This window comes from Candidatus Sordicultor fermentans (genome assembly GCF_012728195.1).
GTDB lineage: Bacteria > Atribacterota > Atribacteria > Atribacterales > Caldatribacteriaceae > Sordicultor > Sordicultor fermentans.
Map to the genome: position 1 here is coordinate 1 of NZ_JAAYFP010000113.1, position 19,584 is coordinate 19,584.

The 19,584-nt window shown below is 39.8% G+C and carries 13 protein-coding genes and 1 pseudogene; 1 reads left to right on the top strand and 13 read right to left on the bottom strand.

Annotated features, from left to right (window positions below; all coding sequences use genetic code 11):
• The 6 genes and pseudogenes from GXZ17_RS05910 to malE all read right to left on the bottom strand — a co-directional run.
• Positions 1 to 207, bottom strand: a pseudogene (locus tag GXZ17_RS05910) (hypothetical protein); the annotation flags it as partial.
• A 14-nt stretch (positions 208 to 221) separates the two neighbouring features.
• Entirely contained in the window at positions 222 to 1,352 is a 1,131-nt protein-coding gene (locus tag GXZ17_RS05915) for a uroporphyrinogen decarboxylase family protein (RefSeq protein WP_409376367.1), read from the bottom strand.
• A 75-nt stretch (positions 1,353 to 1,427) separates the two neighbouring features.
• On the bottom strand, positions 1,428 to 2,828 hold the full coding sequence (locus tag GXZ17_RS05920; protein ID WP_409376368.1) for a glycosyl hydrolase 53 family protein: 1,401 nt from the start codon (positions 2,826 to 2,828) through the stop codon (positions 1,428 to 1,430).
• A 2-nt stretch (positions 2,829 to 2,830) separates the two neighbouring features.
• Positions 2,831 to 5,266, bottom strand: a complete 2,436-nt coding sequence (locus tag GXZ17_RS05925; RefSeq protein WP_409376369.1) for an ABC transporter permease subunit — start codon at positions 5,264 to 5,266, stop codon at positions 2,831 to 2,833.
• Between the two features lie 3 nt (positions 5,267 to 5,269).
• On the bottom strand, positions 5,270 to 6,979 hold the full coding sequence (locus tag GXZ17_RS05930; protein WP_409376370.1) for an ABC transporter permease subunit: 1,710 nt from the start codon (positions 6,977 to 6,979) through the stop codon (positions 5,270 to 5,272).
• 89 nt (positions 6,980 to 7,068) lie between these two features.
• A complete protein-coding gene (gene malE / locus GXZ17_RS05935; protein WP_409376371.1) occupies positions 7,069 to 8,265 on the bottom strand; it encodes a maltose/maltodextrin ABC transporter substrate-binding protein MalE in 1,197 nt (398 codons plus the stop codon).
• A gap of 1,302 nt (positions 8,266 to 9,567) precedes the next feature.
• Here malE and GXZ17_RS05940 point away from each other — a divergent pair.
• Positions 9,568 to 10,503, top strand: a complete 936-nt coding sequence (locus GXZ17_RS05940; RefSeq protein WP_409376372.1) for a DMT family transporter — start codon at positions 9,568 to 9,570, stop codon at positions 10,501 to 10,503.
• Here GXZ17_RS05940 and GXZ17_RS05945 read toward each other — a convergent pair.
• From GXZ17_RS05945 to mgtE, 7 genes are all read right to left on the bottom strand, one after another.
• Positions 10,446 to 10,598 carry a hypothetical protein gene (locus tag GXZ17_RS05945; RefSeq protein ID WP_409376373.1) on the bottom strand — a complete coding sequence of 51 codons (153 nt, stop codon included), beginning with the start codon at positions 10,596 to 10,598 and terminating at the stop codon, positions 10,446 to 10,448. The genes GXZ17_RS05940 and GXZ17_RS05945 overlap by 58 nt on opposite strands.
• Positions 10,595 to 11,821, bottom strand: coding sequence for a pyridoxal phosphate-dependent aminotransferase (locus GXZ17_RS05950; RefSeq protein WP_409376374.1), 1,227 nt, complete (start codon positions 11,819 to 11,821; stop codon positions 10,595 to 10,597). The genes GXZ17_RS05945 and GXZ17_RS05950 overlap by 4 nt, the downstream gene beginning before the upstream one ends.
• Before the next feature lie 107 nt (positions 11,822 to 11,928).
• The gene (locus GXZ17_RS05955) at positions 11,929 to 12,543 is read right to left on the bottom strand and encodes a TetR/AcrR family transcriptional regulator (protein WP_409376375.1); all 615 of its coding nucleotides are present in this window, start codon (positions 12,541 to 12,543) and stop codon (positions 11,929 to 11,931) included.
• 231 nt (positions 12,544 to 12,774) lie between these two features.
• Positions 12,775 to 14,070 (bottom strand): DUF1302 family protein, encoded by a 1,296-nt coding sequence (locus GXZ17_RS05960; protein ID WP_409376376.1) that lies wholly within the window; start codon positions 14,068 to 14,070, stop codon positions 12,775 to 12,777.
• A gap of 11 nt (positions 14,071 to 14,081) precedes the next feature.
• Complete coding sequence (locus tag GXZ17_RS05965; RefSeq protein ID WP_409376377.1) at positions 14,082 to 14,846, bottom strand: outer membrane lipoprotein-sorting protein; 765 nt, start codon at positions 14,844 to 14,846, stop codon at positions 14,082 to 14,084.
• 5 nt (positions 14,847 to 14,851) lie between these two features.
• Complete coding sequence (locus tag GXZ17_RS05970; RefSeq protein ID WP_409376378.1) at positions 14,852 to 17,644, bottom strand: efflux RND transporter permease subunit; 2,793 nt, start codon at positions 17,642 to 17,644, stop codon at positions 14,852 to 14,854.
• 334 nt (positions 17,645 to 17,978) lie between these two features.
• On the bottom strand, positions 17,979 to 19,337 hold the full coding sequence (gene mgtE / locus GXZ17_RS05975; RefSeq protein ID WP_409376379.1) for a magnesium transporter: 1,359 nt from the start codon (positions 19,335 to 19,337) through the stop codon (positions 17,979 to 17,981).
• Positions 19,338 to 19,584 lie beyond the last annotated feature (247 nt).

Below are 19,584 nucleotides of genomic sequence, written 5' to 3' on the forward strand. Positions count from 1 at the left end.
AGTAGCAGAAGTAGCAGTAAATAAAGCATCTATGAAACGCAATTTATTTCCCGGGTTCACCATAAACGGCAAAAGCAGAACAAATGTTCCACTCAAAATGATAAGAATAAAACCTGAAAGTATTAAAGTAGCAGGAGAAAGTTTTTCCGCTCTTTTTTGCACTTTTTCCCGGAGAGAGAATGATTCTCTGCCCTCGGATAAGACCACCCGTATCAACCTTCTCAGTGAGAGAGAAAAACCCCGTAATTTCTGGCTTCTTCAAACATAGTTATTACATTTTCCGGAGGAACATCAGGCTGAATATCATGCACTGAAGTTAAAATATACCCTTCCGGACCCAGATCATCTATTCTTTTCCTTACCTCTTCTTTTACCTCTTTTTTAGTTCCTCGAGGAAGAACCCGGGTGGTGTCTATTGCTCCCCAGAAAGAGAGTTCCCCCCCGAACTTTTCCTTTAATACTTTAGTATCCATATTCTGAGCCGAAACCTGAACCGGATTTAAGATATCTACTCCCACCTCTATTAAATCGGGAATAAAAGAAAAAATACTTCCACAGGAGTGATAGAGAAGCCGAGCATGAGGAGCCAGCTTTTTTAAATTTTTGAAATACTCCTTGTGATAAGGTTTAATTATATCTCGATAGGTTTTGGGACTCATAATTACACTTTCAGCAGTAGCTAAGTCATCTCCTACAAAAACCACGTCTAGAAACTCTCCTGCTTCCTGGAGAAAAAGAGAATACCTTTTTAGTTGATAATTGTACATCCCCTCTAACAGGGTAGTAACGAAATCCTGGTCGGTCAAAAGGTCCACCAAAAAATTTTCAAAGCCCCGGAGATACCAGCAAGGTTCAAAAATACCGGTATCAATCATATCTCCTACCAGAAGATACTTGTTGCTCTCTTTAAGATTCTTTGCTCTTTCCCTCACTCCCGAGAGATCCATAGTTCTGGCCGGGTCTGGCCACTCGTAATCTTTTAGCTCTTCTATGCTTTTTCCGGCTAGAGGGTGTTCTACCATATCATAGTAAAGACCTTCCTCGGGCATATGATACTTGATACCAAATTCATTAAAATAGGTTCTATCATCCACCATATTTTTGAAAAAAACTGGCCGGGGATGAACACCCCGAGTATCTATTTCCAGAATCTGGAGCACTTCTTCATCAATAAAAACAATTTGAAAATTCTCCATCATAAACCGAGTTTCTCTTTCTATTCCTAAATATTTCTTTAAATTATCATAAGCCACTTTGGTCATAGTAGTACAGTTAGTACTCCCTAAATCCAGAGGAATTCTATCCGGAACCTGATGATTCAGTGACATTAGAGCTCTTTCTCTTCCCAGCATTTTATCCTCCCTTTTTGTTTTAGAGACTTATAATAAACTGAGTGAATTTTATAACTTTCTACTGAAAATTATCCTTTATATTTTACCAGAATAAGCAAACTTTATTCGACCCTCTGCCTCAACTTGAAACTCACCAGGTGAGGTAAGGAATTCTTCTTCTATATGCTCCCACTTTACCGGAAGAGACCTTATAGAGTCATCGCTGAATAAAATTTTTATTTTCTCTGGAAGTGCAGGACTTTCTCCCAGGGAAATTTTTATATTTAAGGGAGAAATAATTTCTCTAAGTTCCGGTTCTATATAGTCCTCTTCATAAATAAGATTAAAGACCCGGAGGGAGGGCAGAGCATGGCCCTTAAAATCGAATAAAGCCTGATTTTCCCAGGGATTTCCTTCGCCGAATTTCCAGCCTGCTCCTTTTACCGGTATCCAGCAGCCTTCCCAGTAAAATATTCCCAGCCCCCTTCCACTGGTAACTTGAGCTACGGCTTCCATTATTTCTCTGATTGCAGTTGCTTGCCCCCGGGGAGTGGCCTTATATCCTCCTGTGATTTCCATATCCGGGCCAAAAATATTGGGATGTCCATCAGCATCTTCGAGTGTCCAGGCGTAGGCGGTTTCAAAAATAGCTATTTCCTTGCCATACTTCTCGATATTGTTGAGATTTGATTTAAGCTCTTCAAGAGTGCCATGCCAGTAAGGATAATAGGAAATTCCTATCACATCAAAGTCTATGCCTCTCGTTGTGACATTTCCCAGGAACCATTCGAATAAATCACTATTTCCTCCTTCAGCAAGATGCAGGGCAATTTTGGTATCTTTACTGATTTTTCTCACTGCCTGTGCTCCGGCATTAAAAAGAGTTACGAAGCTATCAAATCCGCCCTCGCCAGCGATTTTTCCGTCAGGCCATAAAAACCCGTTATTAACTTCATTTCCCAGTTGCACCATATCGGGTAAGGCGTCATTATCTTCCATGTATTTAAGAACCTCATAGGTAAAGTCTGCTACTGCGTTTGCTAAACTTGCCCCTTCTAAATTTTTCCAGGAATCTGGTTTATTCTGTTTCCCCGGGTCGGCCCACCAATCACTGTAGTGAAAGTCTACTAACACTTTCATTCCCAGTGTTTTCGCTCTTCGAGCCAGTTCGGTCATCTTTATATAGTCACAATTTCCCGCTCCCAGTGGTTTCCCATTTTCATCGGTAGGGTCATTCCATATTCTTACTCTTATCCAGTTCACCCCGTAGTCTTTGAGTATTTGCAGAGCATCTTTTTCTATACCGTTATCGTAGAATTTACCCCCATTTGCTTCCACCTCAAAAAGCATAGATATATCCACACCTTTTATGAAATCGGGGGATAAATTCTCTACATGATTTGCCATTATCTGACTACCAGGAAATCCCATTATCAGCAAGCTCCCCAACCCTATCGTAGAAATTAAACCTATCCAGCGAAAAATTTTATCAGTCACTTTTATCCCTTAACCGCGCCTTTAGTAAGGCCGCTAACTATGTATTTCTGAAGAGAGAGAAATAATACAGTCATGGGTAACATCCCCAGAAGGGCAGCAGCAGTAAAAAGGCCCCATTCGGTCTGGTAAGGACCGCTGGAGAAAGTCCACAAGCCTATGGCATAAGTGTAATTCTTGGCATCCTGCAATATTATTCGAGCAAAAACAAACTCATTGAAGATATTCATGAAAGTGAGAATCACGACCACGGTGAGAATAGGCAGAGCAAGGGGTATCACTATCTTATAAAAAGTTTGAAATCTTGTGGCACCATCAATCATGGCTGATTCTTCAAGAGAGCTGGGGATAGTGTCATAGTACCCCTTTATTAAATACACATTATAGGCAATATTTCCCAGATAAATAAAAGTGAGGCCGGTTAGAGTATCAAGTCCTAATAAGGGAATGAACTTTCCCAGAAGGTTCAAGAGGCTGTAGACGGCAATCATATAGACGGCACTGGGGAACATCTGAATGAGAAGCATAGCCAGAATTCCATACTTTCTTCCCCAGAATCTCATCCTGCTGAAAGGATAAGCAGCAAGAGAACATACGAAAGTGGTAATCAGGGCAGCAACGCCTGCTACTACTATAGAATTTTTAACCCATCTCAGGAAATAGTGTTTAGTTTTTTGCGTCCATATCTGGTTTATTCTAAATAGCTCTTTATCCACGCTGTTCAGGTCTTTCTTGAGCTCTCGATAGGGTATGGTATCCATTAAATCTCCTGCTTTTCGAGAAACGACGCTGATATTAGAGCCTACCATATTAACGTAGTCAGTTTTTATAATATTATATAACTCATCCAGCTCCCTGACGCTTACTTTCTCACCATTCAGAGAGGCTCTGAGCAAATCTGCCCATTTTTTCTCAAAGTCGGAAATCAAGGAATTGCTTTTCTCTAAAGGAGTGTCTAAGTTTTTAGAAAATTTATTAAATCTATCTGAAAAAGTGCTGTAGTCGTTAAACCAGCTCAGTTTATTTGTTGTAGCTTCTATTTGTGAACTCAGGTTATCTTCGCCAAAATCCATGATGTACGAGGTAACAAAGTTTAAGAGGTCCTTGGTAATGGAAACACAGTAACTTACAAGCTCCTCGAACTTTGTGACCTCTTCTATGCCTGCTATTTGTTCCTCTATCTTTTTAATAAATATCTGAACTTGTTCAGCTCTGGTGGCCGGAATAAGAGTTTCCTCTACCTTTTTTATCCCCTCCCGGAGGAGCTCCTGCTGGTTTTTAAGAAGAGTATTTTCCTCTTTTAAGGCAATGAGGTTTTTTTCTGCTTCTTGAATATCGTTTACATTTTTTTCCAGTCTGCTGAGGAGAGGAGATGTTTCTATATATAAATTCTCCAGAACCAGATATGGTGAAGCCAGATTACCCTCTGCGGTTTCCTCATAACTGGCAAGATAAGAGGAAATTTCTCTCAGACTATTGCTCAACTCATAAAAGTCAGGATATTTGCTCAAATTTTCTATTAATAGGTTCAGTACTTCTAACGATGGAGGAGTAAAAGCGCCAGGAGAGGTGTCTTTGCTGAGCGACACAAGCTTATTTTCTGTATTCTTGATGATTTCTACAGCTTTCAATTCTTCTAAAAGTGAAGTTATTTCCGATTTTACCTCTGAATTTAGAATCTGGCTTATAGATAAGATTTCTTCCTCTATCTTCTCATATTCTGTTCTTGCTATACCGTAATTTCTTGAATTTTCTTCTAACTTTTTTTCTAACTGAGCTAATTCAGTTAGGCTGCCCAGAGATATCTGGTAAGTTTTTTCCAGCGCAGAGAGGGCTTTTTCATAATCTTCGGGTGAGTTAATATGGTAATCGGAAACCTTTTCCAGGTCTTCCTTTAAATAAATAAATAGTTTTGAGTTATAACTCTCAGGGTAAAGAAGCTGATAAAGCACTATTTTTAAGTTTTCTTCGTTTGATTCCTCAACAGGAACATTTTTCTCCAGGTATTCTTTTAACTCTCGGAGAGATACAAGAACCTCCTCTTTTATGTTATTGCTCCGGGAAGAAAGTGCTAAATTTATGTTATCAAAAGAACTTTGAGCTCTTTCATATCTATCCCGGGTTTCTTGTAAATAACCTTTGAAAGCTTCTATATCCTCGAGCAGGACCTCTTTCAACCTTTTCTCTTCCCAGCTGTCGTAGGGAGAAGTTCTCAAAATCAGACTCTGCATTTCTTGCACCAGAGCAGGTATATTCTTTTCTGGAGCTATCAGGTCTCGGTAATTTTGCAGACTCACTCGGGAGGAAAAAAGTTTGGTGGAAAAGATAGCCTCGTCTCTTCTTATAGAAGTAGAAACTATCCAGATGATAGGGAAAAGAATTACCGGTATGAGAATCCAGAGAATTATATGAGTTAAAAAGGGTCTTCTCTTTTCTATCATTGTCTATTCATTCCTTATCTCTTCGAAAGCTCCAGAAATCTTGAAATTCAGGAGACTTATCCCTCCCACCAGGACAAATATGATGACAGAAATAGCGCTGGCAAAGCCAAATTCTTGACCTCTCCCTTCAAAGGCAAGCTTATAAACATAGGAGATTAAAATGTCAGTATGACCGGCAGGGGTGGTAGCGCCAACCATAGGAGGGCCACCTGAATTCAGCAAATATATGAGAGTGAAGTTATTAAAGGTAAAAGCAAAGCTGCTTATGAGCAGGGGTGCCACGACCGTCAAAAGTAGAGGGAAAGTTATATGCCGGAAATTCTGCCATTTTCCAGCACCGTCTATGGCTGCCACTTCATAAAGCTCATCAGGGATGGATTGCAAAGCCCCTAAAGAAATGGTCATCATATAGGGGAAAGTAAGCCAGGTGTTTACAATGATGCATGCTAATTTTGCCCAGTACTGATCGTTAAACCATTTAACCGGGTCAAGGCCTAAAAAGGGAAGTATTATTTTATTGAGTATTCCATATGTTTCATTGAGTATTCCATTTTTCCAGGTTAAAACGGAGATAAAATAGGGAACAGCCCAGGGAATTATAAGAAGAGTCCGGTAAACGTTTCTCCCTCTTAATCTTTCGTTGTTCAGTGCTAAAGCGAAGACCAATCCTATGAGAAAAGAAAGAAGTACGCTGAATAAAGACCACATAATGGTCCAGACAAATATATTCATGAAAGGACCAGAAATCCTTTTATCGGTAAATATCCGAAGGAAGTTTTCCAGTCCTACCCAGGCAGTATATCCCATCAAAAATACCTGGTTACCATTTTCATCTATATCATAGAAAGAACCTTTATCTTCAATAAGGGGTTCGTTGGTTCGAGTATTTACGATTACCATTTTCTGGCTAACTTTTCCATCCTCTTCTATTTCTCGGTATGCTAACCGGTAAAGCCTTTCCACAAAGAAAAATTTCCATTTACCATCTGTGTCTACTCTAATTCCAATGATTTTTCCCTGGTCTTGATTCAAATACTCTGCATTTGCCAGATACTTTTGAACTAACATGATAAAGTGGTAAGTATTCTTTTGTAGAGCAGGGTCATCGAGAGCGTAAAGGGATTTGTACTCTTTATCTGCAGATACAATCATGTTTATATTTTCTAAGGATTCAGGAAAGGGAGAAAGTTTGAAGACCTTTCCATCTACACTTACCTCTTCAGAAGTGACTTTATAAGTTTTACCTTCCCTTAAAAGGATTTCTTTACCTCTCTGTTTAGAGGGGGAAGGCACGTCACCAAGATAAAGTTCTCCGTTTATATCAAATAATAAAATGAAGTCATCAGTGGGTTTTGAATCTTCAAAAACGGAGAAAACCTTAAAACCTATTGCTTCTTCGCTTTCTGTATAAGTGTAGTTCGGGTCATACAGAAGTCTTTCTACTGCTTCTTGCCTAGTAAAGATGTGTCCTGTACCGTAGTTGGTAAAAGCAGTTTTAATGGTAAAACAGATGGGATATACAACCAGCAAAAGAAGAAAAATAAGAGCGGGAATTGTGTACCGGTAAGGGTAAGCCCGGGGATTGATAATAAAAAGATCTATAAGGAAAGAAGCAATAAAAAGTATGGCTCCCAGCTCGTAATAGGAGTTTTGAACGAGATATACTCCTGCCCCTATGAACAGGGCATTGAATGCTATCAGTAGAAGCCACAAAAAAACCTTGACAATTTTAATTTAAATCTTCTCCCTCCGGATAGCTTTGTGAGCCTGAAGAGGTTTCTTCAGGCTCACAAAGGGAAGACTTACTTTCCTATTTGAGCTTTTATGGTTTCTACAGCATTAATAAGAGCATCTTCTGGTGAAGCTTTTCCGTTGATAATGAGGTTGAGGGCATCATTCATAGCTCCCCATACCGCTGCCATCTCCATAACATTGGGCATGGGGGTTCCATTAGCTGCGCTTTGAGTAAAGCCCACGATATCTGGGTCATCTTCTACAAGGGAGAGAACATCTTCTCTTGAAGGAAGCCGGGGATCTGCCAGATATATCTTATGCATAGTATCTTTGGTGGCTATAAAATTAACAAGAAAATCTCTGGCTAAAACTTTGTTGGGAGATTTAGCGTTAATCATAAAACCTTGAACACCTACAAAAGGTTTGGCTGGAAGACCTTCTTCAAGGTCAGGAATCAGCGCTACACCATAGTCTATACCTGCGTCTTTGTAGGCTTTCACCGCCCATGGTCCATTTATAATCATTGCTGCCTTTCCCTCTTTAAACAGAGAGTCCATAATTTCGTAGTTATCTCCGGTGGTCAAAATTCCTTCGTCTACTAATCTTTTCCAGAGTTCTGCTCCTTTTATTGCTCCGGGACTGGCAAGACCGATGTCAGTTACATCAAGTCCTTCGGGGGTTTCTTTGAATACGTATCCTCCAGAACCGAGTATGAATGGAGCTGCATAATAAAACTCAGCTGCGCTGGTTATAAACCCTCTTACCTCTCCTTTATAGGTGGCATCTATTCTTTTAGCTATATTGATTAATTCTTCCATGTTCTTTGGAGGTTCCTCAACGTATTCCTTGTTATAAATTAGAGCTATGGCTTCCATGCTGTAGGGTAGTCCATAAAGGTTACCCCCGTAGCTGAAGGCATCCAGGGCTGTAGAGTAAAAGGTCTCTTGACCTTCAAAAGGGGGAACAGGTTCCAGAAGTCCGTTGATCACCAGTTCTCCCACCCAATCGTGAGCTCCCACGATAATATCTGCTCCTTTTCCTTGAGGAGCAGCGGTCAGGAAATTGGGCTTTATAGAACCAAACTCTACATACTGGACGTTCACGCTAACACCATATTCCGCTTTAAACTCTTCACCTAATTTCTGGAGGATATCTACCTGTTTTTCAGAGCACCAGATAGTAATCTCGGGAGTTTGGGCTGCAGAAATAGAGGAAAACACCAAAATGAACACCAAAATCAAAGGTAAAAACTTGAAACTCTTCATTAATATAACCCTCCTTTTCTGATGTTTAGTTTACGGAATTTAACATTCCAAAAACATTTTTGACCCCCTTCGCTGATCTCTTAAAAACCATTTGATATTGTTTTTATTATATATTTCCCCCTTATCTTTTTCAACTTTCCCTTCTAAACTTGGACAGTATGAACTTATTACAGAGGTTTTAAGAAGAAATATTAAAAAAAGAGGAAAAAAGAGACCTCATTATCCGGTCTTATTGGTGTATATTTGTAAAATACACAAATCACTCATAAATATAACATAGCCAATATTTGTAGGATTGAGAAAAAATGGAAATTATTTTCCGTACCCTAGAAGGAGAACAGATTTCCTGGCTTTCCAGAAAACATTACGGAAAGAATTGAACCAGCTAGGAAGAGTTATCCTTATTGACGTCTTAAAACTAAAGTAGCATTTATTAGGATACAAAGAAGAAAAAAGTTTATGATAAATATTTCTTTTTTAAGAAGATCGTTTATCAGTTTCTCTTGAGTTTTGAGAGTTTATAGTTAACCACAAAATCCATTGTAATTAACCATCATCACGAGCCCCGCCTGATACTAATGGCATACTATGAGAGCCCTTATGAACCCGGCAATAGGGGGAATGCTTTCCCCTATAACCCCTGAAGGAGAAAAAAATTAAAAACGTAAAACAAGAACATAAAGATGAAACTACCGAGGAAGAAAGAGCATCTTTTTCAGCCTCGCGATGACGGGTTGAAGAATTGCTGTTTTTTTCTGTCGCTGCAAAAACTCTCCTCATTCGTCACCCCGGCAATTTTTAAGCCGGGGCCTAAATTATTTAAGGAAGAAAACATCTGGATTCCAGAGAAAAGCGCTCGAGAATGACAAAAGAGAGTTATAAGGGGAATAAATCACCCTTATAACTCTCTGATAAAAAGCGAAAAAAGACAATGAAAAATATAAAAGACAAAAACTAACTTAGGGAGAGAAAAACATAGTACCTAATTTAGATGTAAAAACTAAAATATAAGAAAGCAAGAAAAATAATTAAAAACTATGCCAGAAAAGCACCCGGCACAGAGGGAAGAAATGCATCTCTTTTTGCGCTGGACAGTCTATTTTTGGGTTCTCATAAGAAGATATTAGGTTACCACAGGAAAAGTAAGGAGACCTTCAGAAAGATAATCCGGAAAGGCAGTAAAACCCATACGACAACCCTTGAAGAATGATTCCTCATCAAGTAAAGAACATCACAATGATTTTTGTGGTTAACTATAACTGAGGCTTTTTCTCCATTGATAAGTAGTATATACTATTATTCATGAGAGAAGAAGGTTCTAATCTACTAATCATCAAGTCTGATATCTCTCTCCTTTTAGTCAATCTGATATGGGGAGCTACCTTTGTCACCATGAAGAATCTCCTAGAGAGCGTTCCTCCTCTCGCTATTCTCTTCTGGAGATTTGCTATCGCCACTTTCTTACTTCTTCTAATTTCTCTTTTCTCCAAATGGCATAAAATTGATTGGGTTAGCGGTGTTTCCTTAGGAATGTGTCTTTTTGCCGGTTATTTATTTCAAACCTGGGGATTGATATACACCACTCCAGCTCGCTCTGCTTTTATAACTGGCCTAAGTGTGATACTCGTACCCCCTTTGGCCTTTTTACTTCTTAAATCCTCAATTGACCAGTTTTCGATAGTGGGAACCATAATATCTCTCTTTGGACTGGGGCTTTTAGCCTGGCAAAAAGGAGAAACAAAATCTATTTTTCTCCTCGGTGATTTCCTCACCCTCCTAGGAGCAGCTGCCTATGCTTTACAGATAGTATTAGTAGAAAAGTTCACTAAAGAAAATGAAAGCTTACCCCTTGCCACCATAGAGATGGGAACGGTAACCCTTTTGAGTTTAGTGTTTGGAATTCTATTCCACCAAAACATGAATCCCTGCTTTTCTGGGAGAGAATGGGGAAGCATTTTATTTTTAGGAATATTTGCCACAGCTTTAGCTTTTACCTTACAAAAGAGAGCTCAAAAACACACCTCTTCCATACACGCTGGATTAATATTTGCTTCTGAGCCGGTATTTGCTGCTATCTTTTCTTATTTTCTCTGGCAGGAAAAATTCACACCCCGGACTATAGCGGGGTGTGCCCTTATATTGGGGGGAATCCTATTTTCTCAACTGGGTTTATTATCTAATCAATCAACCGATTCTATGTCTTCAATCTTCAAATCAAACTCTAAACCTTCTACATAAAGAAGATCTATAATTTTTTGCAAAACAATCTGTTCTTCTGCTCGATTCAAAACATCTCCCTTTCTCCTGAAGTTAGATAAGACAATCCTCATCATTTTCTTCCTCCTCTTTTCGTAAGTTTATTAAGTGCCTCTTCCATTTTATCCATAGCACGAGCCAAATTTTCTAGAGAGTTAGCAAATGATATTCTCAGGTAACCTTCTCCATAATGACCAAAAGAAGTTCCGGGTAAAACCGCTACTCCACCCTCTTTTAAAAGATAATCAGCCAGCTCCTTAGAGCTCAAACCAAAAGAAGTAATATTAGGAAAGAAATAAAAAGCTCCCTGAGGTTTAATTATTTTTATCCCTTCAATCTGGGCTATTCTCTTCTCCATAAAATCTCTCCGTCGACGAAACTCTTGAGCCATAACCTGCACCGATTCTTCCCCATTCAAAAGAGCTTCTACCCCGGCTATCTGAGTAAAAGTACAGGTGCAAGAATTAGAATTAGTAACTAAAAGAGAGAGAAACCTTGCCCACTCCTCAGGTAAAACAGCGTATCCCAATCTCCAACCAGTCATAGCAAAACTTTTAGAAAAAGCATCCAGCATTACGGTTCTTTCTTTCATACCCGGAAATTGCAAAATGCTCACGTGTTTTTGATCATAAATAATTTCACTATAGACCTCATCGGTAAACACCAGTAAATCTTCTTCCTGAGCTAATCGGGCAATTGCTTCTATATCCTCCTCGCTCAGAACTGAACCTGTGGGGTTATGGGGAGAGTTAATCACTATCATCTTAGTTTTGCTGGTAATAAGGCTCCTCAGCTCATCTACGTCCACTCTAAATCCATTCTCTTCTCTGAGACGCAGCGGTACTGCCTTCGCGCCTATAAACTCAATAATAGAAGAGTAGGCAGGGAAACCAGGATCGGGATAAATAACTTCATCCCCTTCTTCCAATAAAAGAAGAAAACTCAGGAAAATAACTGGTTTAGCCCCCGGAGTTATCACTACTTCTTCAGGGAAAACTTCAATACCTCGACTTTTTCGTAAATAAACACATACTGCTTCTCTCAGCTCATCAATTCCTGCAGAAGGAACATAATGGGTTGACCCATCCTGAATAGCCTGTATAGCTTTCTCCTTGACATTTATGGGTGTATCGAAATCTGGTTCTCCTATCTCCAGATGTATTATTTCCCTACCTTGTTTTTCCAGCTTCTGTGCCTTCGCCAGGACTTCAAAGGCTCCTTCTCCTTTTAATCTAAAAACCCTATCTGCTACCCAGTCTTTAAGTTGAGAGGCTTTTTTGACTCGCTCTGCTACCTTCATCGCTTTCACCTACCTTATTGAGCAATACTTTAACGGGATTAAGGCATTTTGGCAATACCCTGACAAAAAATTCTTTGAGTTTTTAGTAAAACTAACTGTAAAATCTTTTAAGGCTCAGCTACCGACAGCCTCTTTGCCTTCCCATTATTACCTTCTTTTATAAAAGAAGTAAAAATATCTTTAAAAATTTCTTTATCTTCTAATTTTATTTCTCTTCCTTCGACTATCTCTTCTATCCAGTAAGCAGTAATGCTAGATAAAATTATGCGAATAATTTCTGTACCATCTATTTCGTTTCCTCTTTGGGTTTTTAAGACACCAATTCGTTTTCCCAAGCTTTCTCTTATTTCTCGAAATTTTTGAAAAGATTGGCGAAGCTCTTGAAGTGCTTCAGGATGGGCAAAAAAATCATAGCCCACCCGCCGAAAAATTAAAATAGAGTCTCTTTCCTGGTGAAAAAAAGTAAAATACCCCTCGATAACTCTCTCCAAAGTTTCCCGAGGACTCAAAGAAAAAGGAATATCGGCGATGCTCTCTATTGCACGCTGAATAATTTCATCGACAATTTCCAACAGCAATTCTAATTTACTATCAAAATAATAGTAAATAGTGGACTTCTTAATTCCCGAAAGAAGGGAGATATCTTCTAAAGTAGCTTCAAAAAAACTCTTTTCGGCAAAAACTTTTCTTGCCCCTTCTAATATTTTCTCTCTTTTATTCACCTCAATTGCATGGCCCCCCAAGATTAAATCCCCTACTTACCATCTAACCCCTCCTCGCTTGAAAAGCTGTCTTTGTGATGACAGAGTAGTTTTTATCTCCTGCAAAACCCAACTTTTAACAAACCCACACCTTATCTCATAGAGGGATTCTTTACCTCCCAACATTAGTTAATAAATATATGGATCGGCTTAAATTTCGGTATTAAAATACCAAGCCTCTTCAGCTTTACCCTAAAAGCTGTATTTTACACCTAAAAACACTCCATCCCCCACCCCCGCTAACTTACTCCCCGGAGCTCCACTAGAAAAAGAATAAGAAAGAGAAATGTTCCAGTCGTCTTCTGGCTTATAAGTGAGCCCTACTACGTTTACCATGCTTCCGTCCTGAAGACTCACGCCTGAGGTAAGCAAAGCAGTCCATTTATTATCATCACTGGGTCTTTCTGCAGCCAGAAAAAGGTAGGGAGAAATGTCTTCTCCCTCTTCGTAAGGGTTACCCCACATCCACACTAAATTTAGCAGAGTATTATTATCTGTTGTATAATCAATGCCCAGACTTCCTTTCCAGTAAGGATTTTGAAAAACTTCTTGAGGATAAGAAATCACTTCACCAGAGGGCTGAGTTATATTTATGCGATTTATCCAGCGCTCCGGTACAAAAAGAGCAATATCTCCTCGAAAAGTAGAACCCTCCAGAAGAGGAAATTCTCCCTGAAACTCCAGACCCAGCATACTCCTTCGGGGATAGCCCATGGTAACATCTACTACGCTGCTTCCATCGAGCCCGAGAAAAACATTGGTTTCTCGAGGATAAGGAGAAAGATAATAACCTTGCAAGTAACTCACCGCCACATCTACGCTGCTTACTATCCCTCGGGCTCTCACTCCCCAGATAGGATGAGAAAAATCAACCAATGGCTCCTCTTTAGTTAAGCTCAAACTCAAATTCTGAGGGGGGAGCGAGAGTAAAGAAGCCAGCTCATAGGCTAAAATTTGTTTTTCCAACCCTTCAGGAACAAAATTAGGCACAAAATCAGGCTGATAGAAAAATTCCAGCGACCAATCCCAGGAATGATACCATTCTAAATCCAGGGCAGGAACAGGAATTTTATTTTTCAGAGCATCTTCACTAAAACTCAAAGAGAAAGGAGTGGGATTTATAACATCAACCGGGCTCATAATATCGCTGGCTCCCCAGCTCAACTGGAGAAGCCCCAAGCGAAAGTCCACCTCTTCTGAGGGGGTCTCTATTCCCTGTAAGAAAAGCTCGTTAATCATCACCGGCTGAAGATAGCCCTCACTCTGATAACTGAGGAGAAGATCGGCAGTAAAGTAATAATTAGAAGATATAGACGTATCGTATTTTAAATTTAGACTTCCTCCCCAGGCACTTTCACCTTTCTCTAAATCGTAAGAAGCTCCTATTTTAGCTTCTCCGGTTATCTCACTCGCTTCCCCCGCTACCAGGGGAAGCGCAAAAAGGAGTAAACCAAAACTCGCCAAAATCAAAATTCTTTTACCATCCACCTTCCCTCACCTCACAGCTCTGGTCGCTGAATGGTTCTCACCGAGAAAAAGTTGTCAGGAAGAGGAATATCTCTTTCTATATGCTCCATCTCCACGATGGTTTTGTGGTTTTCCTTCAAATCAGTAAGGTCAATTTTATTAACCGTGATAGTTCCGTCTTCCTCTTCTTCTATCTCGAGGATCTCCATAACTTTCCACAGATTACCGTCTTTATCATAAAATTCAATCCTTCGGAAATAAAACTTCTCTTTATCTACTTCCATCAGTAGTTTAGAGTAACTAGATTCTTCATCCCGAGGAATAAGTTCCAGCTTATAAATTTCCTCGGTTTCTTCTATCAGAGTAGAATCATAATCTTCTCGACTGTAGCTTCCTCCCAGCTCATCATAGGTAAAGTCGGTGCCCATAAATTTCTCACTTTTTTCTGAACTGGCAATCCGTCGCACTTTCTTATAAGCCGGCATGTAAAGATACATGCTCTCTCCCCCTTCGAGGCTGAGGAGAGTAACATTTTTCACGTCTGCCGGGCTTAAAAAACGAACAATTATAGAAATAACGTCTTCTCCTTCGTCTTTAGCATACATAATCACTTCTCTCACTTCTTCCCTACCTTTAGAATCTACCAGAATCATTTTAGCTATTGCCTTTTGAGTTTCAGACTCTGCAGTACGGGCTTCTACCTCATCCAGAATTTCATCTGCTGTTATAGCCCAGGCCGGGACAACGCCAATTAAAATCACTAACCCCCACACCATCAAAGATAGTATTTTTTTCATTAAATTCATCCCCTTTCCATGTCTTTATTCTTTTTATTGTTATTTTTATTATTACCATATTCAGCTGCATGAAGAAGCAGCGGTAACACCATTAAAGTGTAAAACATGGTAACCAGCAACACCGTAGCCACTAGATCACCAAACATGCGAAGCATTCGAATACGAGAGAGAGTAAGAATATAAATCCCTCCTGAGACGGCTAACGAGTTAAGCACTATTCCTCTTCCCGTATGCACCAGAGTGGTGCGAAGAGGATTGGAAGAACCTTTCTCCACTTCCATATACCAGCGAGAGGTAAGATGAATAGTGTAATCAATTCCTGCTCCAATGGCAATACTGGCTACCATCAAGGTGGCAGTATTCAAAGGAATACCCAACAATCCCATGAGACCAAAAGAAGTGTAAACAGCCATCAAAATGGGAATGATAGCAACAAGAGACTTTTTAGCAGAGCGGAGTTGCAAAAGTAGCAAAACGTAGATAATGACAAAAGCCAGGATTAAACTTTCAATCTGCCGGGTAAAGAGCTGCTGATTTATGTGATTGGCAATGATGGGTGTTCCAGTTATTTGGTAATAAACCAAGATGTCTCCATTCTCTTGAGGAAGAAAAACATACTCATCAAGAATCTGGTAAAACACAAAATCAAAATCGCTATCTAAGGTTTGACCCACCAGATTTTCTATCTCCTGGCGTAAAGCGCTGGCTTTATTATTCCGGGCTACTCGTTCCATGGATAAATCTAAAACTTCAGCCAGATATAAAGCATCATCTTCGGTAATCCCCAGATCGGTCTCCAAAACCGAAGAGAGCGAGAAATGCGGGTGAGAAAAATAGGAAAGAAGTGCCTCTTCAACCTCTTCCTCTTCTAACCCCAAACCTTCAATTTCTAAAAAAGCATCATGGGCTACTTTTTTAGCAAATTCCTCATCAAAAGCCATAAAATCACGGAGAGGCTGCCCTATAAATTGGAAAACCATTTGCTCTACCGCTTCCGGATCAGAGAAAGATAAACCAAAAATCTCCAAATCCTCCACTATAGAGGTAGCCAGATATTCTGCTGCTCCCTCTTCGGTAATGGACACCACCTTAACTTCTTGAGGTCTTTGAGCCAGGAAGGATTTTAAGGCTTCCACTTCCTCCTCCAGCTGGCGGGAAGTAGTCTCTCGAGCTTTAAACTCTACTAAAGTAGCATCCTCATCTTCACTTATCCTGTCTTGAATGAAGCTATTATCTTGAGCAAAAAACCACAGGTTTTCCACTTTTTCCCGGGTATCAGGAATAGCTTTCCATCCATCCATAGCTTCATTCAAATTACAAATGAAATCAGCTATCGAGGAAGGATCGGCAAAAGTTTCATAGCGTTCAGCAAAGCGGGAGATACGTATCATCTCTCTCAAAACAAAGGGCTCTTTTACTTTTTCTGTTTCTATATACAAATAGTTATAACTGGTGCCTCCAAAGCGCTCTTGAAAATATTTCAATAATTTAGTAAGAGGGTGATTGACTCCTATCTGCTCTTCTACTGTAGTTTCCACCTGAATGCGAGGAATTCCTATTGTTAAAACCGCCAGTGCTACTACAATAATAGCAATTATCAGGTTTCGATGGTGGGTAATTCCCCGAGCCATAAAAAGCAAGAAACGGCCGATCAGGTCTTGAGAATCCTCCTCTTCCTCCTGGGAATAATAACGAGGTAAGCGACGGGGAACAAAAACGGTAAAAAAGGCTCCCAAGAAAAAAGTGGATAAGAGAAAACCAAAGAAAATTCCCAGAGTGGAATAAAGTCCAAATTCAGTAATAGGTTTAATATCAGCGGAAAGCAAAGATATAAATCCACCCATAGTAGTTAAGGCACTGAGAAGGATGGGAATAAAAATTTCCTGCAGAGTAACTTTAACAACATCATCCCCCCCCATTCTTGACCGTTCTTCATAATAACGGTTAACAAAATGAATACCATAAGCGGTAACCATGGCTAAGAGGATAACGGGAAGGGTGGCAGATACAACGGTAAGAGATTCCCCAACTAGTGCTGCTAATCCCAAAGTCCAGAGGGAGGCTAAAAGAGCAACGAAAACAGGAAGAATAACTCCCTGCAAAGAACGGAAACCCCAGTAAAGAATGAGCAGCAATAATAACCCAGAAAGAGGCGCCAGAACTCTTAAAGTTCTTTGAGCATCATAAGAAGTCTGTTCTATTATTATGGGGAGACCGAAATAAGTTATCTGAACTTTCTCTTCATAAGGACGGCAGACCGCTCGTACTTCATCCACTGCTTCTTCTTCGTCTACTGCCTCATAAAAAGAAACTGCTATTATGGTTCCCTTACCATCTTCGGTAACCATTTTCCCCCAGATCAATTTGTCTTCTTCTAAATCACGACGCAACTCTTCTGCTTCTTCGGGAGTTTGAGGTAAAACCTCCACTACTTCCCTTACCTCTATGCCAAAATCAGTCGCTATAACTTTGGGCATGTTGGTTAGAGCAGAAATGCTTCTTACTGAAGATAGCTCCTCTATCGATTCCACTATTTCCTGTAGGAGCTCCATATTGTGAGGAGTGAAAAGGTCATCAAATTCCAGAGCTACAATCATCGATTTCTTCTGGAAAGAAGCAAATTTGTCACTCAAAGAATTATAAAAGGAAATCTCCGGGTCATCTTCGGGAAGATATTCAGTAACATCATCCTTAAACTTAACGTTTACTACTTGAAAACCGAAGAAAATAGTAACTACTAAAACAGCAATTAAAATTAGCCAAGCATTTTTAACTATCCATTGAGAAATTTTCTGCATAAATGTCTTCCTCCCTAACTGACCATTCAGTCGAAAATTTACCTTCCTATAATAAATGATAGCGAATAATTTTTCAAGAGTCGAACAAGGCTTTCTATCAATAGTCTGTGAAAATGTCACGAGGGGGATATAGCGTGATTTGTATATAAATAGATTTTACTAAATAATGGTTATAGCTATGGAAAATTAAGTTGTATAACGCACCCCTCTAAACTGAACAGAAAAAATAAGCTGTATTTTACAGCCTGTGATTACCTATGAGGTCAAGAAAAAAATATGGGTTATAAAGATACCTTAGATCTCTTTAGTTTATAATCACGATACAACAATTAAACTACTTTATTCCTAAAATCAAGGTAGCAATGTTAAAGTAAAGCGTTAACGCTACAATATCTACCACTGTAGTAATGAGCGGAGCAGAAAATACTGCTGGATCTATACCCAGCTTGCTACCTATTATCGGCAGCATTGCTCCTATAGTTGAACTTACAACTAAAACCACAAAAAGAGTGATAGCCACCGCGATAGCAATTTCTACTGATCCAGCAACAGCCCAGGCAAAAAAGTACCCGACTATACCCATCGTAGCGCCCAGCATAGCACTTACCTGAAGCTCTTTAATCAAAATTCTCGTTGCATCTTTAGTTGTGACTTCACCCAGAGCCAGAGACCTGATAATCAAAGAAGAAGCCTGAGTTCCTGAATTACCACCTGTATCAGTAAATAAAGGAATGAAAAAAGAAAGAGCTACAACACTACTTAAAACACTTTGAAAATGCTTGAGAATGTTGCTGGTTACCGCCTGAACAGCAAAGAGAAAAATCAACCAGTTAATTCGCTTACTAAAAAGGGTGATTAAACTAGAGTGCATGTAAGGCAAATCCAGAGGTTTACTTCCCCCTAACTTATGAATATCCTCAGTACTTTCTTCTTCAATAACGTCCATTATATCATCTGCGGTAATAACTCCCACCAGGCGTCCCCTGCTGTCTACAACCGGAAGAACCAGCAAATCATACTGACTCATGAGTTTTGCCGCTTCTTCCTGGTCAGCATCAACCGGTATAGCCACCACATTGGTGTGCATTATTTCCGAAATAGGCGTTTTAGGATGACTCAATAGCAATTCCTTTAGAGACACAACTCCCACCAGCTGTCCAATGTTGTCAACTACATAAATGTAGCTGGCAATACTTTCTTTACGGCCTACTTTGCGGAAATGCTCGATCACCCGTTCAACTGTCCAGCGTTCTCTCACTGCAATGTATTCCAGAGACATTATGCCCCCTGCAGAATCTTCAGGGTAAGTCATAAGATATTCAATTTTTTGCAGATACTCTTCAGGAACCATTCCCAGAATTTTCTGGGCCTGGTGGGGATGAATAGCCATAACCAGGTCTGCTATAACATCACTGGGCATCGCAGCGATTATTTTTCTGGCTACGGTATCTTCCAAATGGTCAAGAAGCCGGTATTGATCTTCATACTCCAGATGTTCCAGAGTTTCCGCCGCCATATCTGTAGGCATGAGCTCCAAAATTATTAGTTGCTCTGGTTCTTCTAACTCTTCCAGCAGTGTCGCTACCTCATAAGGGTGCAGTTCTTCTAATAATTCTCGTAAAGCTTCATAGTCTTGAGAAGCAAGCATTTCTTCAGCAGACTCTTTAAAAGATACAATGTTTCGCTCTCCCACGAGTGTCACCTCCAATGGCAAAATTTTTAAAAGCTCAAAATAACTTTATCGAAAATCGCAATATTCGATTCTTATCCTCGAACGGACTTTAGAATTCTTTAAGGCTGCTGCGGGGCCAGCAGATAAAAAAGAGAGGAAAGTATCAGTTGCCCGTTAACAGAGTTTAGCCCAGGCTTTCAGAATACACTCGATGCATTCAACATATCAGAAAAGGCAGTGGCCCTGGCACAAAACCTCAAAGAAACCA